We start from the raw sequence: 22081 nt of genomic DNA, 5'->3' as shown, positions 1-22081 counted from the left end.
AATTCCTCTCATCCACGGCCGCCTGCCCCAGATTCCCCGTCTTCATGGCGTCACTCCTGCCAACTCGTTAAATAAAGATTCACCTTTTTATTGATTATCTCACCTCAAGTGTTACAATAATATTATGAGAAACAGATAATTAATTACATAAGGAGGTCGTGTTATGCAGGAAGTTTATGATTTTTTGAAGAAATGCAATACTTATTTTCTGGCTACTATGGATAAGGACCAGCCCAGGGTGCGGCCGTTTGGAACGATCCATCTGTTTGAAGGGAAACTTTATATTCAGACGGGAAAGGTTAAGGATGTTTCGAAACAGATGGCTGAGAATCCCAAGATTGAAATCTGCGCATTTGACGGTAAAGAATGGCTTAGGATTCAGGCTGTGGCAGTGGAAGATGACCGGGTGGAGGCCAGAACCAGCATGTTGGATGCATACCCGAATTTGAAAGCCATGTATTCTCCTACGGATGGAAATACCCAGGTGTTTTATTTGAAGGATGGGACTGCAACGTTTTCTTCTTTTACGAGCAAACCGAGAACAGTCACATTTTAAGGTATGTATAAGATGAGGCTTGGAGTGGGGGATTGCGGTATACGGATGGCAAAAGGAGAACTTTCATATGTATAGACTGCTGTGGAAAAGATGGAGCGCCTGTTTGGTGATAGCCGTGTTAATGCTTTGTTCCGCATCGTGCAGCATGGCCGGGCGGATCGGCAGCGGAGATGTTAAGGCTGAGACGGAAACGGAAAAGAGGACAGACAAGCGGATAAAAACGACGGAAGCGAAAGCTGAGGAAGCAAAAGATGCGGAAGGCAAAGCCGTGAAGGAAAAGGACGCAAAAGCCCAAAACACAAAAGAAAGGGGGACTGCGGATACCTCCTCAAAAGCTCAGGAACAAAATGGCTTTTTATTGACAAATGCACCTATTAAAGTCAATGATGAAGCCGGAAACACGGTTATTTCCGAAGATCATATAGCCTCGGCCGTGATAAAAAAAGCAGGTACGGCCGGTGAGGAATACTATAAGATTGAGGTTTCCCTGACAGAGGAAGGCGCCCAGATATTTGCCGGATTTACAGAGGGGAATATGGGGAAATGCGTAACCGTATTATATGATAATATGGTTTACGAGCAGCCGGTGATCACGGCTGCGGTGACAGGCGGAAAATTCCAATTTGGCTATATGACTTTAGATGAAGCGGATAAACTTTCAAATAATGGAATTTCCCAAAGCGGACAGTCTCAAAGCGGACAAACCGAAAACGGACAATCTCAAAGCCGCCGCATTCGAAACAGTGAGGATTCATTGATTGATAAGAACTGTTTTTTGCCCAGTTCTCCTGCCGGTTGGAAATCAATTCTTTCCGGAGACAGTAAAATTAAGATATATGATGCCGCAGACGGGGAGTGGGTAAAAAAGGAGAACCATGATAAATTCAAGATAAATGGGGTATATGTGACTTCAGCTTATATTAAAGAGGATGATTTTACTTATTATTGGGTTAACTCTTCTGGGAATAAAGGGCTGGGCGGCTCTATGGAACTTACGCCGGATTATCGTCTGGTAAACTTTTATCCCGGAACCACGGGTCTGCGCAGTTTGGAATCTCCCGAAGTAACACACAGCGAATTATATCCGGCCATTGTCAATACGATTTTCATCGACCGTTTTTCTGATGAATTCACTCTGTCTCCTAAGGGAAAATGGGATAATGGGTTATTTTATATTTATGATTTCAATACCAATGCCATTGGCCACATCCATATGGAAATTGATAACTATGACAACAGAGATGAGTTTGTCTTCGAACTCACCATGAGCAGGGAAAACGAAAACTATAATGACAGGCTAAACTGTGTTTTAGAACTTCTGGAACCCCTTGCTGACCTGGATAATATTGTAAATGCCCTTGAGATGTTCGATTACAGCAGCTCAGAGACACAGACATTTGCTGTTGACGGATATTATTTTGAGATCAAGCTTGTATATGTACCATATCCTCATGGCAACAATCTGATCATCCGCAACTATTAAAATTGATATGGAACAGAATTAAATGTCCCGGAATGTATTTGAAACCTGATTTTGGCCAACTGCATATCACAGAAGGTCAAAATCAGGTTTCAAACATTTTTGGGGACATTCGTTGTCCTGTTTTTCTTCAACGGGAACCGGAACCAGTTCAGGTGGAAGAGAAGCGCCTTTTACGCTTACCACCGCGCTTGCTACCCGGTTGGCATAGGCTATGGCATTGCGCAGGGGGATATCTTTTGTCAGGCAGGCCAGAATTGTACCGATATGTGAATCACCTGCGCCGATGGTATCCGCCACTTCTTGTGCCGCTACGCCCGGAACCAGATAGGAGGTTCCGTCTTTTTCCAGACAATAAGTGCCGTTTTCACCCAGAGTTATGATAACTGTATTTTCAGTGACCTTTTGCAGAGCTGCTGCCGCCTCTTCATAATTCGATTTCCCGCTGAGTTCCCGGGCTTCCTGTTCATTAATATGGAGAAGAGGGTGGAGAGCCATCATCCGTTCCAGCTTTCCGTCCTTTATGCAGACGCCCCGCGGGCCGGCGGCAAAACAGATTTCTAACCGGGGATGATCCTCTAAAAATTCGATCAGGTTTATTCCTGTGGATTCTTCTATCTCCAGCCCGCAGATATAGACAATTGAATAATTATCCATATTATACGGTTCCATCCATTCTTTCTGGAAGGTATATTCGACACCGTGATAGGAGAGAAAGGTCCGTTCTCCGTCAGGTTCCACCAGACAGTAGCAACAGCCGTTTTCCTGATCAGGAACCCTGATTGCGACGGGAATTCCCCGGGCTTTCAACTGCTTTGCCACATAATCGCCGTAAATACCTCCTCCTACAGGACTTATAAAGGTGTGGTGGCCGCCAAGAAGGCGTATAATATAGGAAACATTAAAGGCACAGCCGCCCAGGGCAATGGACTGGGATGAGGGCCGCAGATTTTCAGCAGTTTTTGGAAGCCGGTCAATATTAATTATTACATCTGCGCAGGTAGATCCGATGATCAGAGCTGGTTTCATAAATTTCTCCTGTTTACTTTTGATTTGGTGCTTAAATTATACTCCGGATAGACTGCTTCTTCAATTGTTTTTTCAGATTTCACTGAATCACGGTAGGTGCTGGGAGTCATATCTGTTTTCTTTTTAAAACAGGCGCTGAAGTAATACTGGTTGGAATAGCCCGCCAGCTCACTGATCTCTTTGATTGAATATGCAGTGTTTTGCAGCAGAAGCCGGGCAGCTTCGATACGGGCATTGGTGATGGCATCACTTATTGAAATTCCAACAGTATTTTTAAATATAGCGCTTAAATGAGCATTGCTGATGTTCACGGACAGCGCCAGATCATTTAATCCCAGTTCAGGGTTTCCATATGACTGATTAATCTGCTCTAAGACTGCTTTGCAGATCTGCTGATAATAGGTCTGGATGGAGCTTGTCAGGCGTTCGCATATGCGGCTGCAGACTTTGTAAAGTTCCTCGCAGAGTTCCCGGCAGCTGTTATAGGAATCGATATTATGGTAAATTGAGGTAATACCAGTATAAATAGCTTCCTCCTGCAAATTAATGTCATATAAGAATTTTAATACCCGGTTGGATATCGAATAGAGAATGATGAAAATCCGCTGTTTATCCTGTAAATCAGAAAATACACCGGAAAGCCAGTTTGTATAGCTCAATAAAGCATCCCGGTCCTTTTTGCACAGAATTTGAATTAACCGTTCTTCATCAGAGGAAGACCAGGTGGTTGTCAAGGGCGTTTTATTCATACAGTCCCGGATATCAAATACGGTTTTCTGACTAAAGAAGAAGCGGTATTCTAAAGCCAGTTTTGCGTTTTCATAGGACTGCTGGATATGCCAGATGTCAGGTACAATGTTGCCAATTCCTATGTTGTAAATGAGCTGGTGGTAAGTTCTGCGATTCATAAATTCAGAGATATTTTGATTGATTATTTTAATTACATCGGATTCTTTACCGCATTTCATGCCGGTGATCAAGATTAACCGGTTATGTTTCACCAGAACGTGGCACAGACTGCAGTTCTGAAAAGCGGCTGTGATTTCATCTTTTAATCCCATCTGGCAGACAAAGTATTTTTCAAACCCGAACTGATCCTTCACTTGTTCCGAATTTTCAATATGAACGATCAGGCTCACATAGAAACAACTGTCCAAATTGATCTCCAAATAAGGGATATAATCCTTTAAATATGCCTGTGCATCCTTTGGAAAGCTGTGGGTAAGATTATAGAAGAAATTTTCAATCAGAGCCGGGCGGCTTTTTTGGATTGATTTCAGATAATAAGCATCCTTTTCTATGCGCTGTACAGCCTGTTCTATGATTTTTGCCAGGTATTCATAATCGATAGGTTTTTCTATATAATCAAATGCCCCAATTCTCAAAGCTTCCTGAGCGTATTGGAAATCGCTGTAGGCGCTCACCAGGATTATCTTTATATTTTGATTTATTTGAACCAATTCTTTGGTCAGTTCCAGTCCGGAGATGCCCGGCATTTTAATATCTGAGATTATGATGTCGGCATTCAGCCCGCTTATTTGTTCCAAGACGCTCCGGCCATCGTAGAAAATCCCGCATACCTCCGTTCCAAGCTGCTTCCATGGAATGCTCTGGGCAATTCCTCTGGCAGAAAGAGAATTATCATCCACTATTATTACTTTTTTCATTAAGCATACCGTCCTTTCGTCAAAGCATTTGAGGGATCGTGATGATGACCGTTGTTCCTTTCAGATAATCGCTGTGTATTTTTATTTCAGAATCGCCCTTGGAGATTAGAGATAATCTGGCGTTGACATTGCTGATTCCGAAATGCCTGCTGTAGAATACGGTTTTTTCTCTCAATGCCTTCTGAATATCCAGCAGTTTTTCCGGTTTAATGCCAATTCCGTTATCTTTAATATGGATCTTGATGGTATCCTCGTCGTATGTGACCTGTATTTGTATGGTCAGTTTACCGGAAGAGGAACGGATTCCATGAACGATGCAGTTTTCAACAATCGGCTGGAGTGTAAACTTGCATATAAGAAAATCGCCGGTTCCTTCCTCCTGCTTTATTTCCCAGACAATCGCCCCCTCCCTGCAGAGGGATTCAATCTCTAAATATGTAACAACGATTTCCAGCTCTTCACGAATGGATATCATATCGTCGCCTTTTTGAAGGATTTGACGGTAGAACTTGGCCAGTTTCGTTATCATCAAATTTGCCGTTTCCAGATATCCCAGGGTCTGGCAGGTCTTGACAGATTCCAGAATATTGTATAAAAAATGAGGATTTATCTTAGACTGGAGCAGTTGGTAATTCAGTTTTTCTTCCGTCAGCGTCATGTCCAGAATTTTTTGGAAACTGTCATCTAATCGCGCTGACATGTCTACAAATGAGTTCGCCAGATTATCAATTTCATCCCGGTGCTTTTTAGGGCGTCCCGTCATTTCCCGGAGTGGTTCCAGGCTGTTTTTATCTCCGTACTGGCGGAAATTGCTGATTGTAGTGCTCAGAATATTAATTCGTTTCGTCACGGTTCTTGTAATAAAAAACACAGTAAAGCAGGTTGCTATGATGATCATAATACAGGCAATCATCATCATATTGATTAAAATACCTGTATTTTGCCGGATATGACGGTTGGGAACCGATGTGATCAGAAGCCACGGCGCTTTATCAAACCGGCGTGCAATCACCTGACCGCCGTTGTATGAAAACCAGCCATCAGGATTATTGAATGCGCCTTCCAGTAATTTTTCATCAATCTGTCCGCCAATCTTGTTTTTATCCGCATGGGCAATGATGGTTCCTTCCTGATCGGTCAGGCAGGCGCTGATATCAGATCCTGCATAGGTGTTTGCAATAATGTCCGCCAGTTCATCACAGCGGATATTTAAAAAATAGGCATATTCTAATTCTTTTTCATTGATGTTGGATTTTGTACGGTAGTAAGACAGATAGTTTACCGGTCCGTTTTCCCCCGTCATGACCGTCAGGACTTTCCTGTTCAGAAACAATTTCCATCCATTGTTTAATCCCATACGGCTCCTTTCTTCCGGTGTTAAAATATCCCCCAAATTACTCAGCTTTTTAAACATAATCCCCTCGTTGCTTATAAAGTTATCAGGATCGATATAGACCTCCATATTCATCAGATGAAACGAATCGATCATGGAGGAATTGAAGCTGCGTATGTAATTATACATAGTCAGGTATTGCGTTGTCGGCTCCTGCGGTGTATTGGAAAGTTTATAAACATAATACTGAAGGGAGTCCGAGAGATGTTCCAGTTGTTTTATGCGTTCGTTGACCGATTCATACAACTGACGGCTGGACAGGTCTATGCTGTTTAAGATTTTATCTTCTGCGATTGAAACCGATGTTAAATAGAAGATAGAAACGGCCAGCAGAAGCGGCGTGAGGGATGAAGCGATAAATCCAAGAATCAATTTTTTACGGAAACTCCCCAATAGTTTCATAATCCAACCACCTGCTTTTATTAATTATTTAATGCTTTTATAAATTAATAGTACATGATAACGATAAAATTTCAATTGATTCCAATTTATTTGTAAAATTTACCAATTATTTTATATTTATTTTTTAATAATCCGCAAATATAATTAGCTCATAAAATCACAAAGGAGGAATTATTGATGAAAAAGATCACAGCAATTGCCGGAACGGTAATCATAACTTGTTCATTGCTGACTGGTTGTGAAGGGAACAGCAAGCCGGCTCCAACCACAAGTGTACAGGCTCAGGAAGAACCTGAATCCGGGAATGCGGGCGATGAGAAACATGAAGATTCAGCCCAGGCCCGTACAGAACGGCTTCCGCTTACTCTGATGAGTGTGGATTCCACCGCAAACGGTTTTGATGAATGGATTAAACGGGTGGAAGAAGCCTGCAACCTGGACATTACAGTTGTGGACTGCCCAACCAATACCAATGACCGCCAGGCTAAAATTACCACCATCCTTTCATCCGGTGATACCAGCGTCGATATCATTACAGTCAATGATGAAATGTACACAGCCTATAAAAATACAGGATGGCTGGAGCCATTGGAGAATACGGTTATGAAAAGCGATATCCTGGCGTATTATCCGGAAATGTATATGAACGATATGGTTATCACAGAAAACGGAGGAATTTATTCAGTTCCCAGCTATTTCAGCGTGCTTGGATTTTTTGTAAATAATAAAATTCTGAAAGAAACAGGGATGACATCCATAGACTCCTATGATGATTTTGTGGATTTCATAACAAAGGCTACAAAAGAGGGAAGGTACGGATATGGCGGCGCGTGGGAAACCACCTATGTTTTTAACGAACTGGGTACATTTGTAAATCTGTTTGGCGGCGACTATTATGACTGGAACAATCCAAAGACCCAGAAAGCGATCAAACTGTTGTACGATATGTGTCACGATATGGGCGTCACCCCCATGTCCCAGCTTGCAGACCAGTATGACCCGCTGCGGCAGAATATGATCGATGAAAAATATTCCAGCTGTTTCCTCTACAGCGGACAGATCGCCAAATTTAAGGATGCGGGAGTATATGGTGACGATGCTGTAAAAATGGTAATTCCCCCTACGTTCGAAACCTGCAGCGCCTATTGTTCCGCCTGGCATTTTGTCCTCAACTCCGCCTCTGAAAATAAAGAAGCGGCAGTCCGTTTCCTTCAATATTCCACAACACCAGAAGCCTATGTCGATTACTGCACTACATTTGGAAGATTTCCGGCCCGTCTGGATATCCTGATGAATGATGACTTCCAGGTGACTGGGATTGACGAAATCCGGGAATACATCGATAAAGTCACATTAAGAGGGCGTCCAATGGTTCCTGAATCCATGGAATTTATCAGCGGTATCGGTTCATTATTCCAGCAGCTTGTGACGGATGAAATCGATATGGATACATTTTTCAAAATGGCCCAGGAAGAGACCGGCAAATATATTCAATAGAAACGGGGAAGAGGATTGCAGCACTATGGAAAAAAAGAGAAATCACCTGTGGATCGCATGGATTCTGGTACTTCCGGTTATTCTTCTTCGCGGATTTACAACAATTTATCCTGTCTGCGCCACAATCATCAACAGTTTTTTAGATATCCGCCTGCTCAGAAGCCAGGAAACACCATTTATCGGATTTGGAAATTACATAAAAATATTCCGGGATCCTAAGCTGATAACTTCTCTTCAGTTCACAGCAGTATTCACTTTCGTATCCATGTTTTTTCATATCATACTGGGGATCGGACTGGCAGTGCTTCTGAATGTCAAGTTTAAAGGGAAGCGTTTTCTAAGGAGTATTGTGCTGATTCCATGGGCAATGCCGATGGTAGTGGTAGGGCTGGCAGCGAGATGGGCCTTTAACGACAGCTATGGTCTGATAAATGATCTGATCCGCAGAATCATACCGGCATTTCACTACGACTGGCTGATCTTTCCCGTCTCGGCCAGGCTGTCCGTGATCGCAGTGGATTTGTGGAAGGATGTCCCCTATTTTGCCATTATGGTACTGGCGGCGCTCCAGTTTATTTCAGAAGATATTTATGAAGCGGCCAGAATTGACGGGGCCGGTAAGTTTCAATCATTTTATAGGATTACCATCCCTAATATCCTGAAAACAGTCTTAACACTGAGCATCTTTTTCACCACATGGAGAATGACCAGTTTTGACGTGGTCTATTCCATGACGTCGGGAGGGCCGGGGGATTCCACTTCACTTCTGGCCTACCGGATCATGACCGAAGCATTTACGAATCTGAATGTGGGGTACGCTTCCGCTATAGCCGCAGTATTGTTCCTTTTGATGGCTGGGTTGAGCAGCATAAACCTGTTCTTTATTAAAAAAATAGATAGTTAGGGGGAGAGAAGTTGTCTTATTCTAAAAAGAAAATTTTAAACAGTGTGATCGTCTGGGCAATCACCGGGATAGTGGCCTTCATCATCCTGGTCCCCTTGTACTGGATTTTTATATCCTCAATTACTCCGGAAAGCGAGCTGTTTACCTCACCTATTAACTACATTCCTAAACACCCTACCCTGAAACATTATTCAAAATTGTTTTTAAACCTGAATCTGGGAAAAAAGATGTTTAATACGCTGTTCATTACTTGCTGCGCCCTCAGTATCAGCACGGTTATATGCCTGTTGGCGGCTTATGGATTTAACCGGTATGAAAGCAGGGGATTAAAAGCTGCCCAACTGGCCATTGTATTTTCTATGATGGTACCGGCTATTGTGAAAGCCAGGCCCTTATATACGTTTTTCAGAAGTGTGGGATTGTTAGATACATTTCCGGGCCTGATTTTAATCTATACCAGCAATCTGATTCCATTCACAATGCTGATTTTGGGTAATTTTCTAACCAGCATCCCTATTTCCATTGAAGAAGCCGCAGAAGTGGACGGGGCCGGATTCACCCATAAATTCTTTTATGTGACGCTTCCATTAATGAAACCGGCTGTGGCAACGATTTTAATGATCAATTTTATCACATGCCTGAACGACCTGTTTACCCCTCTTTATTATTCCAACAGCATTGAGGTGCTGAGTGTGGCAATAACCACCCTTCCAAAAGAAGATATGTACAGTATGCCTTGGGAACTGATCAGTTCTATGGGGTGGGTTATTGTGTTTCCAATCATCATTTTCGTCTGTGTCTTTGAAAAAAATATTATGGATGGAATTATGGCGGGGGGAGTTAAATCATAACAAAATATACTGCTTGGCGGCAGGATGGAGGAAAAATATGTTTAGCCCATTTGTGAACAGTTTAAGCGCGCTTCCGATGACTACAAACGGAAGGAGCAGAAGCATTAATATGGAAAACCCTGCTGGAGAAAAGGGAGGAGGAGGGAAAGCGGCAGGGATTCTGGGACCATCGAGAAAAGGCGCTCCGGCTATTCGTGGATTTAAAAGCGGAGAAACACGGATTCTGGCAGATATAACCGGCTGTGGAATCATAAACCATATTTGGATGACGGTACCCGACAGAACCGATCTGGATTATTTTGTACTCAGTGATATAGTGCTTAGAATTTACTGGGATGGGGAAGATGCACCATCTGTGGAATGCCCTTTGGGTGATTTCTTCTGCAATGGATTTGGAACGGGCTGTAATGTCAATTCCCTTCCGATTGCAGTTAATCCGGTCAGAGGATTTAATTCTTATTTTCAGATGCCCTTTAGAACGCATGCGGTCATAACTGTGGAAAACCAGCATGCGGCTGATGTTAAAAGCTTTTTTTTCCAGATTGACTATACCCTTTATGATGAACTGCCGGAAGGAACCGCATATTTCCACGCCAAATGGAACCGGGAGAAACTGACTAAGCTAAAAGAAGATTTCACCATTTTAGATGGAGTGAAAGGGAAAGGCCATTATATTGGAACTTATCTGGCAGTCACCACGCTGGAACGGTACTGGTGGGGAGAAGGGGAAGTGAAATTTTATATTGACGGCGACCGGGAATATCCAACCATATGCGGTACCGGATTGGAAGATTACTTTGGCGGGGCATGGGGATTTGTGCCGGATCAGAGAAAAGAGACGCCTGCAAAAGAGGAACTTTACGAAACCCCGTTTTTAGGCTTCCATTATTATTCTTCTGCAGAACAGAACCACAGCTGGAGGTTTGAAGGAAGCTGTCCGCCCATGAGAGGATTGTACCGATGGCACATTATGGATCCGATCCGGTTTGAAAAGGATTTAAAAGTGACTGTGCAGCAGATCGGAACATGTCATAAAGGTTTATTTGAAAGGCAGGATGATTACGCCTGTGTAGCCTATTGGTATCAGATAGAACCACATCACCCTTTTGCCAAACTGCCTGAAAAAGAAGCCAGATGGCCGAGATAAGAGAACATAAAAATCATTCAGAAAAAGCAAAATAAAAAATAATGGGTGTCAAGAAAAAACACTTGACACCCTTCTTTTTTTAGTGTAAGATAACACAGGTGATAACGTATGGAAAAGATTGTCCAGCAGGGACTGTTATATGATTTTTACGGTGAGCTTCTGACAGATCACCAAAAGCAGATTTACGAAGATGCCGTATTCAATGATTTATCTTTAAGTGAGATTGCCCAGGAAAGGGGAATCAGCCGGCAGGGAGTGCATGACATCATTAAACGATGTGACAAGGCTCTGGATGAATACGAAGAAAAACTGCAGCTGGTTCACAAGTTTTTGGAAACGAAAAAGATGGTGCAGGAGATTCACTGCCTGACGAAAGAATATCTGGAACATAAAGATATTTCACTGATTCATAGAATAGAGAAGATTTCCGATGAGATCATCGACCTATAGACTTAGAGTGGGAGGTTTTTCATGGCTTTTGAAAGCTTATCCGATAAATTACAGAATGTATTCAAAAACCTGAGAGGAAAAGGCCGTTTAACAGAAGCCGATGTAAAAGCTGCACTGAAGGAAGTCAAGATGGCTTTGCTGGAGGCGGATGTCAGTTTTAAGGTTGTTAAACAGTTCATAAACTCCGTCCAGGAACGGGCGATTGGACAAGATGTACTAAACAGCCTGACACCGGGCCAGATGGTGATTAAGATCGTTAATGAGGAACTGGTTTCACTGATGGGTTCCGAAACGACTGAAATAACGCTCAGGCCGTCCAATGAGATTTCTGTCATCATGATGGCAGGTCTTCAGGGAGCCGGTAAGACCACAACTACCGCTAAAATCGCCGGAAAGCTGAAAGCAAAAGGCAGAAAACCACTGCTGGCCGCTTGTGACGTATACCGTCCGGCAGCGATTCAGCAGCTGCAGATCAACGGTGAAAAACAGGGAGTGCCCGTATTTTCCATGGGTGACAGCCATAAGCCTGTGAATATTGCCAAAGCGGCGGTTGAGCACGCTCAAAAGAATGGCTATAATGTGGTGATCCTGGATACGGCAGGCCGTTTACATATTGATGAAGATATGATGAACGAGCTGGTTGAGATCAAAGAGAATGTTACGGTAGACCAGACCATATTGGTTGTGGATGCCATGACAGGACAGGATGCAGTGAATGTAGCCGGTATGTTTAACGATAAGATTGGAATTGACGGTGTCATCCTGACTAAACTGGATGGCGATACCAGAGGCGGTGCGGCTTTATCGATCCGTTCCGTAACCGGAAAACCGATTTTATATATAGGTATGGGAGAAAAATTGTCCGACTTGGAACAGTTTTATCCGGACCGCATGGCTTCCAGAATTCTTGGTATGGGGGATATCCTTTCCCTGATCGAGAAGGCGGAACTGGAAGTTGACGAGGCGAAGGCCAAAGAGCTGAGCCAGAAAATCCGCAAAGCAGAATTCGATTTCAATGACTTTTTGGACCAGATGCGCCAGATCAAAAAGATGGGCGGCATGGCCGGAATCATGAATATGATGCCGGGTATGGGACAGATGAAGGGCAATGTGGATATTGACGAAGGCGCTATGGACCGGGTGGAAGCGATTATTCTATCCATGACACCCCAGGAACGGGCCAATCCATCCGTCTTAAATCCATCCAGAAAGCAGAGAATCGCAAAGGGCGCCGGTGTTGAGATCAGTGAGGTCAACCGGATTGTCAAACAGTTCGACCAGATGAAGAAGATGATGAAACAGCTTCCTGGTATGATGGGCGGCGGCAAGAAAGGCGGCCTTGGCGGGATGTTTGGGAAGTTCAAACTTCCGTTTTAAATTAGTTAGCAAAGCAGATATCTGCCTTTGACTATAGATCAGTTTATTTGTTAAGGAGGTGAAATTGACATGGCAGTAAAGATGAGATTAAAAAGAATGGGACAGAAAAAGGCTCCTTTCTATAGAATCGTTGTTGCAGATTCCAGATCCCCAAGAGATGGAAGATTCATCGAAGAAGTTGGTTACTATGATCCGAACGTGGAGCCAAGCGTAATCAAATTTGACGAAGAGGCAACCAAGAAATGGTTATCAACAGGTGCGCAGCCAACTGACCGCGTTAGTAAGCTTTTGAAAACCGCTGGCATCCAGTAATAAGAGGTGAGTGCTATGAGAGAGTTAGTAGAAGTAATAGCAAAAGCGCTGGTTGACAATCCAGATGAAGTTGTCGTTACAGAAGCTGTAAAAGGGGGAGAGATACTTTTAGAATTGAAAGTAGCTCCTTCTGATATGGGAAAGGTAATCGGGAAACAAGGCAGAATTGCCAAAGCGATCCGCTCTGTTGTCAAAGCAGCAGCTTCTAAAGAAGAAAAAAAAGTTATTGTGGAAATTCAATAACATACCAGACCGCCGGCCTTTTATGGAAGACGGTCTTTATTCTTATTATAAGAGGTGTACAATGGAACAAACATTGAGAGTAGGTGTGATCTCGTCTACACACGGTATAAAGGGAGAAGTGAAGGTATTTCCCACCACCGATGATCCAAGCCGTTTTAAACAATTAAAAAAGGTTATTTTAGATACGGGAAAAGAAACCCTGGATTTGGAAATCGAATATGTGAAATTTTTCAAGAATATGGTTATCCTGAAATTTAAAGGGTATGATAATATAAACGATATTGAAAAATACCGGGGAAAAGATCTGCTGGTGACCCGGGATAATGCGGTAAAGCTGGAAGAGAATGAAAATTTTATCGTGGATCTGATCGGCATCAAGGTTGTTACGGATGAAGGACAGGAGCTGGGAACGCTGACCGACGTGCTCATAACCGGGGCCAATGATGTATATGAAGTGGATACCGGCTCAAAAAAGGTGCTGCTTCCCGCCATCCCTTCCTGTATTCTGGATGTGGATTTAGACAAACAAACCATGCGGGTTCATGTCCTGGACGGACTTTTAGACTTGTAAGAAAGGCTGTGCGCGATGAATTTCCATATTTTAACATTATTTCCGGAGATGGTGCTCCAGGGGCTGAATACCAGCATTATAGGACGTGCGGTTGAAAAACAACTGATATCCATTGAAGCGGTCAATATCAGAGATTATTCTACAGATAAGCACAGACATGTGGATGATTATCCCTACGGCGGAGGCGCCGGCATGGTGATGCAGCCCGGGCCGATCTGCGACGCGTATGAGGACCTCTGTGAAAAGACTGGAAAACGGCCAAGAGTCATCTATATGACGCCCCAGGGCCGTGTGTTCAATCAGAGGATTGCAGAAGAACTGGCAGAGGAAGAGGATCTGGTGTTTTTGTGCGGCCATTATGAAGGGGTCGATGAACGGGCCCTGGAGCTGATCGCCACAGATTATCTTTCCGTCGGCGATTATGTGCTGACAGGAGGGGAACTTCCGGCCATGGTCATGATCGACTGCATTTCCAGACTGGTTCCCGGAGTTTTGAATAACGATACCTCCGCAGAAATCGAATCGTTCCATGATAATCTGTTAGAGTATCCCCAGTACACCCGTCCCGAAGTATACCGAGGTAAAAGTGTTCCAGACGTGCTCCTGTCGGGGCACCATAAAAAGATTGAGGAGTGGCGGCGGCAACAGTCTATTAAGAGAACCGCAGAGCGGAGGCCGGATCTCTTAAAAGATGCCAGCCTTACGAAAAAAGAACAGGAATATCTGAATGGGCTGCTGGAAAACATGGAAAAAAGCGAATAAAAGGACTTGCTTTTTTTACCTTTCCATGATAGTATAAATTGTTGTGAAAAATAAGAGATGGTCCGCTGATACGATGCGCCAAGGCGCTTAAACAGTATGTAAGAACATCAAACATATTAAGGAGGTTCACACATGAACGACATTATTAAGAACATTGAAGCTGCACAGTTGAAGGAATCCGTACCGGTATTTCACGTTGGTGATACTGTAAAAGTATACAACAAGATCAAAGAGGGTACCCGTGAGAGAATCCAGATCTTCGAAGGAACTGTTATTAAAAGACAGAACGGCGGAGCAAGAGAGACTTTCACAGTGAGAAAGAACTCCAACGGAATCGGTGTTGAAAAAACATGGCCATTACATTCCCCTTCCGTAGACAACATTGAAGTTGTAAGAAGAGGTAAAGTAAGAAGAGCAAAACTTTACTACCTGAGAGACAGAGTTGGTAAAGCTGCAAAAGTAAAAGAGTTAGTAAAATAATTCTGAAACATGACAAAGGGACAATGTATCTTTCAAAATTGATGCAGTTGTCCTTTTTCTTTACCGGAATAGGATGTGTTGAATTGGACTTTTATCAAAATGAAGAGACAAATCTGCTTAGAAGAACAGTCTGCTGGATTGTAGATATTATTGTCGTGATTTTTATTGCCCGATTTTTGATATACGGAGCAGGAACCCAGATAACAATATCCGGCCACTCCATGCTTCCGTCTCTGAAATCCGAAGATGTGGTTTTAATGGACCGGCTGGCCTATGATTTCGGCAGTCCTAAAAGGTTTGATGTCATCGCATTTCAACGGGATGACGATAAGATTAATGTGAAAAGGGTGATCGGTCTGCCCGGCGAAACCGTACAGATAAAGAACGGCATCATCTATATTGACGACATGCCATTGGAAGCTGAAAATGATTTAAACCGCGTTTCCCTTGCGGGTCTTGCGGAGAATCCGGTGAAACTGGCGGATAATGAGTATTTCGTTCTGGGAGATAATCGTGAGGGCAGTGAAGACAGCCGTTTCACCAATATCGGCAATGTGAAAAAGAAACAGATCCTGGGGAGAGTGTGGCTGAAGCTCTATCCTCTGATTGAAATAGAATTTGTTAAGTAAGGAATTAGAGCGTGATCTGATGGAACGCAATTTTCAGACACACTCTGGCTTGGAGGTAATTATGAATATACAATGGTACCCCGGACACATGACAAAAGCCAAAAGGGCCATGCAGGAAGATATTAAACTGATTGACCTGATCATAGAGCTGGTTGACGCCCGTGTTCCGGTCAGCAGCCGCAATCCCGACATCGATAAGCTGGGCGCCAACAAAGCCCGTTTAGTGCTGCTCAATAAATCCGACTTAGCCAGTGAGACTTATAATGAGGCCTGGTCCGTTTATTTTAAATCCCTTGGATACCATGTGGTAAAGGTGAATTCCAGAACCGGAGCAGGTTTGAAGCAGATTAACGGCGTTGTTCAGGAGGCCTGTAAGGAAAAGATAGAGCGGGACAGGCGCAGAGGCATCTTAAACCGCCCGGTACGTGCTATGGTGGTCGGCATCCCAAATGTGGGGAAATCCACATTTATCAATTCATTTGCAGGGAAAGCCTGCACCAAAACGGGCAATAAGCCCGGCGTTACCAAAGGAAACCAGTGGATTCGCCTGAATAAATCCCTGGAGCTTTTGGATACTCCCGGTATTCTCTGGCCTAAATTCGAGGATCAGAAAGTGGGGCTTCATCTGGCTTTTATCGGTTCCATCAATGATGAAATATTGAATAAAGAAGAACTGGCTCTGGAACTTTTTAAGTTTCTGCGCGGCCATTATCTTCCGGTTTTGGAAGAACGTTACCGGTTTACGGAAGAAACCCTGGATTCTCCTCTGGAACATATTGCAAGAATCCGCTCCTGCATTGCGAAAGGGAATGAGCCTGATATAAAAAAGGCGGCCAATATTCTGATCGATGATTTTAGAAGCGGCAAGCTCGGGAGAATTACAGTTGAATTCCCTCCTAAGACAATGGAGGAGTAATGTGCAGGAATGCAAAAGAATAAATCATTAAAATATCTGATTTTCTTAGTGATCATTATCTTTTCCGCTCGTATTACCACCACATATTTCGTTCAGCGCGTGGATGTGCATGGCGATTCCATGGAGCCGGTCATGTCGGACGGCGAGGTTTATCTGATGGAGAAACTGACTTACCGGATGCACGAACCAAAGCGTTTCGACTTAATTGTATTCCGGTATATTTATGACGACGACAGTTATTATATCAAACGTGTGATCGGCCTTCCGGGTGAAACCGTTCAAATTATTGATGGCATCATCTATATTGACGGGAAACTTTTGGAAGATCCTTACGGAGATTATATCGAAAAGCCCAAAAGGGCGGCCGATCCGGTGCTGCTTGGCGATGACGAATATTTTGTGTTAGGCGATAACCGCGGATCCAGTTCAGACAGCAGGGATTCGGATGTAGGAAATGTGAAGAAGAATCAGATACTTGGAAAAGTGTGGATAAAAATATGGCAAAAGCAATGACAGAAGAAAAATTGTTAAAAGAACGGCAGCGTTTGGAAGCGATGAAGGAATACGAATACACTTATGCGGCTTGTCCGTATATCTGCGGCATCGATGAAGCCGGACGGGGACCTCTTTCCGGCCCTGTGGCAGCCGCGGCGGTAATCCTGCCTAAAGACTGCGAGATTCTTTTTTTGAATGATTCCAAAAAGTTATCGGAAAAGAAGCGGGAGCTTTTATTTGAAGAAATAAAGGAAAAAGCGGTTTCCTATGGTATCGGCATCGTGAGTCCGGCCAGGATTGATGAAATCAATATTCTTCAGGCCACTTACGAGGCTATGAGAACAGCAGTTTCCCAATTAAAGGTAACTCCTGATATTCTTTTGAATGATGCGGTTACCATACCCGGGATTGAGATCATGCAGGTTCCCATCGTTAAAGGGGATGCCAAGAGCATTTCCATCGCCGCAGCCAGTATTTTGGCGAAGGTGACCCGGGACCACATGATGGCGGAATATGACGCCATTTATCCGGAGTATGGATTCGCCAAACATAAAGGCTACGGAACTGCCGCACATATTCAGGCTATTAAAGAATACGGCCCCTGTCCGATTCACAGGAAGTCGTTTATTAAAAATTTTGTATGATTTCCGGAGCACTCATATGAATAAACGGGAAACAGGCGGCTGCTATGAAGATATGGCAGCCGCTTATTTAGAAAAAGAAGGGTATCATATATTAGAGAGAAACTATTATACACGGCAGGGGGAAATTGATATTATCGCAATGGATGGAGATTACCTGGTTTTTATAGAGGTGAAATACAGGAACGGTTTAAAGAAAGGCCATCCGGCGGAAGCGGTCACATACCAAAAACAGCAGAAAATCAGGAAGAGCGCCCGCTATTATCTCTATATACACCATTTGAGCGAGGATAAACCCTGCAGGTTTGATGTGGTTTCAATCCTGAATGATGAGATCTTATTGATAAAAAATGCGTTTTAACGGAGGGAAACATGAAAACAGAATGGATAACAGCCTCTGATTCCGATGAATTAGAGGTGAAGCATAAAGGACAGCTTTTGTATCTGTCATTTCCTGCCTTAGAGGCCACGGGAATTGTAAAGCATGCATTTTCCACCAGAATCGGCGGCGTCAGCCAGGGTAAATTTTCTACCCTCAACTTCACGTTTACGAGAGGAGATAATCCGGACCATGTGATGGAAAACTACAGGAGGATGGCGGAGGCTATCGATGTAGATAGAAACCGGATGGTGTTGTCCTGGCAGACCCACACCACTAATGTGCGGCGGATAACAGAGGAAGACGCAGGGAAGGGCATATTTAAGGACAGGGATTATCAGGACATAGACGGCTTGATTACCGATGTCCCCGGCATCACGTTAGTGACTTTTTACGCTGACTGTGTTCCTTTGTACCTGGTGGATCCTGTTCATAAAGCCATCGGCCTGTCCCATTCCGGCTGGAGGGGCACGGTTAACCGGATGGGGAAAGTGACTGCGGATGCCATGAAAGAGGCGTATGGTTCCAGGCCGGAAGATCTGATCGCGGCCATCGGCCCCAGCATCTGCCGGTCCTGCTATGAGATCGGCAGTGAAACCGCGGATGAATTCAAACAAAATTTTCCAAAAGAACAGTGGAATGAAATTTTGTCTCCGGGCAGCAAACCGGACAAATACCAATTGGACCTTTGGAAGGCCAATGAAATCATATTCCGGGAAGCCGGAATTAAAGATGAGAATATTCATGTTACCAATTTATGTACCAGATGTAATCCGGATCTGCTGTTTTCACACCGGAAGGCCGGAAATGAAAGAGGAAATCTGGCCGCTTTTCTTTGTTTGAAATAATTGCTGCTATTTTTTTACATTTTACGAAAAACCTTCTAGTGTATTAATTCTCATAAGGCACATAATAGGAGTGTAGCAAAAAACAAGTCACAAACAAGTGACAATTAGTTGAACAAGGAGGCGTTTTATTATGTCAAGCAGATCTTCTAATACTACAAATGTACCAGAGGCAAGAGAAGCAATGGATCGTTTCAAAATGGAAGTAGCAAATGAAATCGGTGTACCGTTAAGCAACGGTTACAACGGAAACCTGACATCCGCACAGAATGGTTCTGTAGGTGGATATATGGTTAAGAAAATGATCGAAGCACAGGAAAGACAGATGGCAGGTAAATAAAACCGCCTGAACTGAAAAAAGTCCCTTAGCTGCTCAGGCAGCTAGGGGTTCTTTTTTTACATAAGGGAGTGGGGGCCGGATTCTTCATGCTATGTACCAAAAAATGTACGAAAATAATCCTTGTGTCCGCACAAAATCCATATTATAATAGTAAAGAAATTTTAACCGGGAGAACATTATGCGTGTAATAGCAGGAAGCGCCAGACGCTTACTTTTAAAAACAATAGACGGCCTGGATACAAGGCCCACTACAGACAGGATTAAAGAGACATTATTTAATATGATACAGCCGGGAATCGCTGACTGCAGGTTTTTGGATTTGTTCAGCGGAAGCGGCGGAATTGGAATTGAAGCGCTGAGCCGGGGAGCTGAATTAGCTGTATTTATAGAGAATAACCCCAAAGCGGTTTCCTGTATCAAAGAGAATTTAACCGCCACCAAGCTGGAAGACCGGGGAATGGTCATGGCCTGTGATGTGCTGACAGGTTTAAAGCGCCTGGAAGGCAAGGGGCATGTATTTGACTACATTTTCATGGATCCCCCCTATGATCATGAACATGAGCGGTATGTGATGGAGTATTTGTCCGGTTCCGCTCTGATCAATAAAGAAACCACGATTATCATCGAAGCCTCTCTGAACACAACCCTTGATTATCTGGAGACTTTGGGTTTTATAGTTGAAAAAGTGAAGAATTATAAGACCAATAAACATATATTTGTGTACAAAGGAGAGTGTTGAGATGGCAGTAGCAGTATATCCTGGAAGCTTTGATCCCGTCACTTTGGGACATTATGATATTATAGAACGGACCTCTGAAATTATGGACCGGGTAATTCTCGGAGTTTTGAATAATAATTCCAAATCTCCGTTGTTTTCTGTGGAAGAACGTGTTAATATGTTAAAGAGTGTTACCTGTCATTTGCCGAACGTAGAGGTTCAGTCATTTGACGGTTTATTAATTGACTTCGTCAGAAAGAATAACGCCAATGTTATTGTAAGAGGTTTAAGGGCTATTACAGACTTTGAATACGAACTGCAGTTATCCCAGACCAACCGGGTAATCGCCCCTGAGATCGATACGTTATTCCTGACTACTAACTTAAAATATTCCTATCTCAGTTCCAGCATCGTGAAAGAGATTGCCATGTATCACGGCGATATCAGCGCATTTCTTCACCCTGAAATTGCAGAATTGGTTAAGAAAAAATTTGTTTAGAAATCAAGTATAGAAGGTGAGGAGTACATATTATGAGTAGAATCGAACAGTTAATCAGCGAAATTGAAGAGTACATCGACGGCTGCAAATACCAGCCGTTATCCAATACAAAGATTCTTGTGAACAAGGAAGAGTTGGAGGAGCTGTTAGTGGAACTGCGCCTGCGCATTCCCGACGAGATCAAACAGTACCAGAAGATCATCAGCAACCAGGATGCGATTCTCAACGAAGCCCGTCTTCAGGCGGACAGCATGTTAAAAGAGGCCACGGCCCAGACCAATGAACTGGTCAATGAGCACGAGATCATGCAGCGGGCTTATGCAGCCGCCAACCAGGTGGTGGAACAGGCCAACGCGCAGGGGCAGGCCATTGTGGACAGCGCGGTAAACGATGCCAACAACATCCGCCAGAGCGCAGTCCAGTATACGGATGATATGTTAAAGAGCCTTCAGGCCATTATTTCCCATTCCATGGAAGGCGCTCAGGGCAGGTTTGATGCATTCCTCTCGTCTATGAGATCCAGCCTGGATATTGTCACCGCCAACCGCAATGAACTTTCCGGCGGAATGGCTCCTAGCGAACCGGAACCAATTGGGCCAGAAGAAGAAAGATAATACAGGAAAGGATGCTGTGTATCAGTTTCCAGAAGATATAATGCCGGATGGATAATCCGGCATTTTTTATAACGCTTTTCGTCTGAAAGATGCCGGAAATGCCTCCGAATGTGACCGACATGATGATTAAAACCGCGCAGACCAGCCCTTTCATCTGGATAGAGATGGCATTGATGCCGGTGGTCATTTCTATCAGCCCTAAAGACATGGCCTTGATCACAGGATCAATGGACATTCCTTTTACAAACTCCACCAGAATGGAAAACAGCATGATATAGCCGCCAATTTTAGTCATAACTTCAAATGCGTTCATCAGGCTTTCATCAAAAGACTGCCGGCTCTCATGTCCCCCCGCATTCCCATAGGATGCTTCATGAATCCCATAGAAAGGGCGGGCCATCCAGGAGATGATGAATACAGGAAGGTAGACCGCGGCCATAAACTGCCACAGGGGAATTCCAAGGGGAAGTTTCTGAACCGTATATCCCAACAGGAACATGGGGCTTGGGTGGTTGCAGATGGCTAAAAGGTATTTGCCCTCTCTTGACGTGATTCTGCCCTCGTCTAAAAATTCACTGCAGTTTTTGGCTCCCAGCGGATATCCGCAGAGAAGACCGGACATCAGCACATAGCTTCCCGCATCCGACAGCTTAAATACGGAATGCCACAACAGTTTAAACGGGCGGGTGAGAAGGTGGATCGCGTCCAGGGATACGATGATGCTGGAACATACCATAAACGGCATCAGTGCGGGCAGCACCACATCGGCCCAAAGGATTAAGCCGTTTTTGGCCCCGCGGCAGGACAGCGCCGGGTTCCATAAAAGCAGGAGGAGTACTGCTATCGAAATAACTCGGAACATGGATTTTTTCATAACAGCCTGA

27 protein-coding genes are annotated in these 22081 nt (G+C 43.9%); 23 read left to right on the top strand and 4 right to left on the bottom strand.

Annotated features, from left to right (window positions below; all coding sequences use genetic code 11):
• The first annotated feature begins 163 nt into the window (after positions 1 to 163).
• Positions 164 to 556, top strand: coding sequence for a pyridoxamine 5'-phosphate oxidase family protein (locus GPL15_RS04785; RefSeq protein ID WP_215696523.1), 393 nt, complete (start codon positions 164 to 166; stop codon positions 554 to 556).
• 67 nt (positions 557 to 623) lie between these two features.
• Positions 624 to 2039, top strand: coding sequence for a hypothetical protein (locus GPL15_RS04780; protein WP_215696521.1), 1416 nt, complete (start codon positions 624 to 626; stop codon positions 2037 to 2039).
• A gap of 66 nt (positions 2040 to 2105) precedes the next feature.
• Here the strand turns inward: GPL15_RS04780 and GPL15_RS04775 are convergent, their stop codons facing one another.
• Genes GPL15_RS04775 through GPL15_RS04765 form a run of 3 tightly spaced genes read right to left on the bottom strand, consistent with a single transcriptional unit; the run spans position 2106 to position 6527 of the window.
• Positions 2106 to 3065, bottom strand: a complete 960-nt coding sequence (locus tag GPL15_RS04775) for a PfkB family carbohydrate kinase (RefSeq protein ID WP_215696519.1) — start codon at positions 3063 to 3065, stop codon at positions 2106 to 2108.
• A complete protein-coding gene (locus GPL15_RS04770) occupies positions 3062 to 4732 on the bottom strand; it encodes a response regulator (RefSeq protein ID WP_215696517.1) in 1671 nt (556 codons plus the stop codon). The genes GPL15_RS04775 and GPL15_RS04770 overlap by 4 nt, the downstream gene beginning before the upstream one ends.
• A 19-nt stretch (positions 4733 to 4751) precedes the next feature.
• Positions 4752 to 6527: a histidine kinase gene (locus tag GPL15_RS04765; RefSeq protein WP_215696515.1), complete on the bottom strand. Its 1776-nt coding sequence runs from the start codon at positions 6525 to 6527 to the stop codon at positions 4752 to 4754.
• Between the two features lie 177 nt (positions 6528 to 6704).
• Here GPL15_RS04765 and GPL15_RS04760 point away from each other — a divergent pair, with 177 nt between their 5' ends.
• The 21 genes from GPL15_RS04760 (at position 6705) to GPL15_RS04660 (ending at position 21197) form a co-directional block, all read left to right on the top strand.
• The gene (locus GPL15_RS04760; RefSeq protein ID WP_215696513.1) at positions 6705 to 8024 is read left to right on the top strand and encodes an extracellular solute-binding protein; all 1320 of its coding nucleotides are present in this window, start codon (positions 6705 to 6707) and stop codon (positions 8022 to 8024) included.
• Between the two features lie 25 nt (positions 8025 to 8049).
• Positions 8050 to 8928, top strand: a complete 879-nt coding sequence (locus GPL15_RS04755; protein ID WP_215696511.1) for a sugar ABC transporter permease — start codon at positions 8050 to 8052, stop codon at positions 8926 to 8928.
• Between the two features lie 11 nt (positions 8929 to 8939).
• The gene (locus GPL15_RS04750; RefSeq protein ID WP_215696509.1) at positions 8940 to 9779 is read left to right on the top strand and encodes a carbohydrate ABC transporter permease; all 840 of its coding nucleotides are present in this window, start codon (positions 8940 to 8942) and stop codon (positions 9777 to 9779) included.
• Between the two features lie 37 nt (positions 9780 to 9816).
• Entirely contained in the window at positions 9817 to 10926 is a 1110-nt protein-coding gene (locus GPL15_RS04745) for a glycoside hydrolase family 172 protein (protein WP_215696507.1), read from the top strand.
• A gap of 108 nt (positions 10927 to 11034) precedes the next feature.
• The gene (gene ylxM / locus GPL15_RS04740) at positions 11035 to 11376 is read left to right on the top strand and encodes a YlxM family DNA-binding protein (RefSeq protein WP_215696504.1); all 342 of its coding nucleotides are present in this window, start codon (positions 11035 to 11037) and stop codon (positions 11374 to 11376) included.
• 21 nt (positions 11377 to 11397) lie between these two features.
• Complete coding sequence (gene ffh, locus GPL15_RS04735; RefSeq protein WP_215696502.1) at positions 11398 to 12753, top strand: signal recognition particle protein; 1356 nt, start codon at positions 11398 to 11400, stop codon at positions 12751 to 12753.
• A gap of 69 nt (positions 12754 to 12822) precedes the next feature.
• Positions 12823 to 13065, top strand: coding sequence for a 30S ribosomal protein S16 (gene rpsP, locus GPL15_RS04730; RefSeq protein WP_103225939.1), 243 nt, complete (start codon positions 12823 to 12825; stop codon positions 13063 to 13065).
• A gap of 15 nt (positions 13066 to 13080) precedes the next feature.
• Positions 13081 to 13308 carry a KH domain-containing protein gene (locus GPL15_RS04725; protein WP_103225938.1) on the top strand — a complete coding sequence of 76 codons (228 nt, stop codon included), beginning with the start codon at positions 13081 to 13083 and terminating at the stop codon, positions 13306 to 13308.
• Between the two features lie 61 nt (positions 13309 to 13369).
• On the top strand, positions 13370 to 13879 hold the full coding sequence (rimM, locus tag GPL15_RS04720) for a ribosome maturation factor RimM (RefSeq protein ID WP_215696500.1): 510 nt from the start codon (positions 13370 to 13372) through the stop codon (positions 13877 to 13879).
• A gap of 15 nt (positions 13880 to 13894) precedes the next feature.
• A complete protein-coding gene (trmD, locus tag GPL15_RS04715) occupies positions 13895 to 14641 on the top strand; it encodes a tRNA (guanosine(37)-N1)-methyltransferase TrmD (RefSeq protein ID WP_215696499.1) in 747 nt (248 codons plus the stop codon).
• Between the two features lie 132 nt (positions 14642 to 14773).
• The gene (rplS, locus tag GPL15_RS04710) at positions 14774 to 15121 is read left to right on the top strand and encodes a 50S ribosomal protein L19 (RefSeq protein WP_215696497.1); all 348 of its coding nucleotides are present in this window, start codon (positions 14774 to 14776) and stop codon (positions 15119 to 15121) included.
• Positions 15122 to 15204: 83 nt separating this feature from the next.
• Positions 15205 to 15750 (top strand): signal peptidase I, encoded by a 546-nt coding sequence (gene lepB / locus GPL15_RS04705; RefSeq protein ID WP_215696495.1) that lies wholly within the window; start codon positions 15205 to 15207, stop codon positions 15748 to 15750.
• A 61-nt stretch (positions 15751 to 15811) separates the two neighbouring features.
• Entirely contained in the window at positions 15812 to 16666 is an 855-nt protein-coding gene (ylqF, locus tag GPL15_RS04700; protein ID WP_215696493.1) for a ribosome biogenesis GTPase YlqF, read from the top strand.
• 9 nt (positions 16667 to 16675) lie between these two features.
• On the top strand, positions 16676 to 17179 hold the full coding sequence (lepB, locus tag GPL15_RS04695; protein WP_215696491.1) for a signal peptidase I: 504 nt from the start codon (positions 16676 to 16678) through the stop codon (positions 17177 to 17179).
• Complete coding sequence (locus GPL15_RS04690; protein ID WP_215696489.1) at positions 17164 to 17805, top strand: ribonuclease HII; 642 nt, start codon at positions 17164 to 17166, stop codon at positions 17803 to 17805. Before lepB (GPL15_RS04695) ends, GPL15_RS04690 begins: the two co-directional genes overlap by 16 nt.
• Before the next feature lie 16 nt (positions 17806 to 17821).
• The gene (locus GPL15_RS04685) at positions 17822 to 18163 is read left to right on the top strand and encodes a YraN family protein (RefSeq protein ID WP_215696487.1); all 342 of its coding nucleotides are present in this window, start codon (positions 17822 to 17824) and stop codon (positions 18161 to 18163) included.
• An 11-nt stretch (positions 18164 to 18174) separates the two neighbouring features.
• Positions 18175 to 19029 carry a peptidoglycan editing factor PgeF gene (gene pgeF / locus GPL15_RS04680; protein ID WP_215696485.1) on the top strand — a complete coding sequence of 285 codons (855 nt, stop codon included), beginning with the start codon at positions 18175 to 18177 and terminating at the stop codon, positions 19027 to 19029.
• Positions 19030 to 19159: 130 nt separating this feature from the next.
• Entirely contained in the window at positions 19160 to 19366 is a 207-nt protein-coding gene (locus GPL15_RS04675) for an alpha/beta-type small acid-soluble spore protein (RefSeq protein WP_215696483.1), read from the top strand.
• Positions 19367 to 19544: 178 nt separating this feature from the next.
• Entirely contained in the window at positions 19545 to 20105 is a 561-nt protein-coding gene (gene rsmD / locus GPL15_RS04670) for a 16S rRNA (guanine(966)-N(2))-methyltransferase RsmD (protein WP_215696481.1), read from the top strand.
• 1 nt (position 20106) lies between these two features.
• Entirely contained in the window at positions 20107 to 20583 is a 477-nt protein-coding gene (gene coaD / locus GPL15_RS04665; RefSeq protein ID WP_215696479.1) for a pantetheine-phosphate adenylyltransferase, read from the top strand.
• Between the two features lie 32 nt (positions 20584 to 20615).
• Positions 20616 to 21197, top strand: coding sequence for a vacuolar family H+-ATPase subunit H (locus GPL15_RS04660; protein ID WP_252198098.1), 582 nt, complete (start codon positions 20616 to 20618; stop codon positions 21195 to 21197).
• Here GPL15_RS04660 and GPL15_RS04655 read toward each other — a convergent pair.
• A complete protein-coding gene (locus tag GPL15_RS04655) occupies positions 21157 to 22059 on the bottom strand; it encodes a nucleoside recognition protein (RefSeq protein WP_346344894.1) in 903 nt (300 codons plus the stop codon). The two genes, GPL15_RS04660 and GPL15_RS04655, sit on opposite strands and share 41 nt — an antisense overlap.
• Positions 22060 to 22081: the final 22 nt, after the last annotated feature.

The sequence above is a fragment of the Clostridium sp. MCC353 genome, from assembly GCF_018785315.1.
GTDB lineage: Bacteria > Bacillota > Clostridia > Lachnospirales > Lachnospiraceae > CHH4-2.
This window is presented reverse-complemented; position numbering and strand designations above follow the sequence as displayed.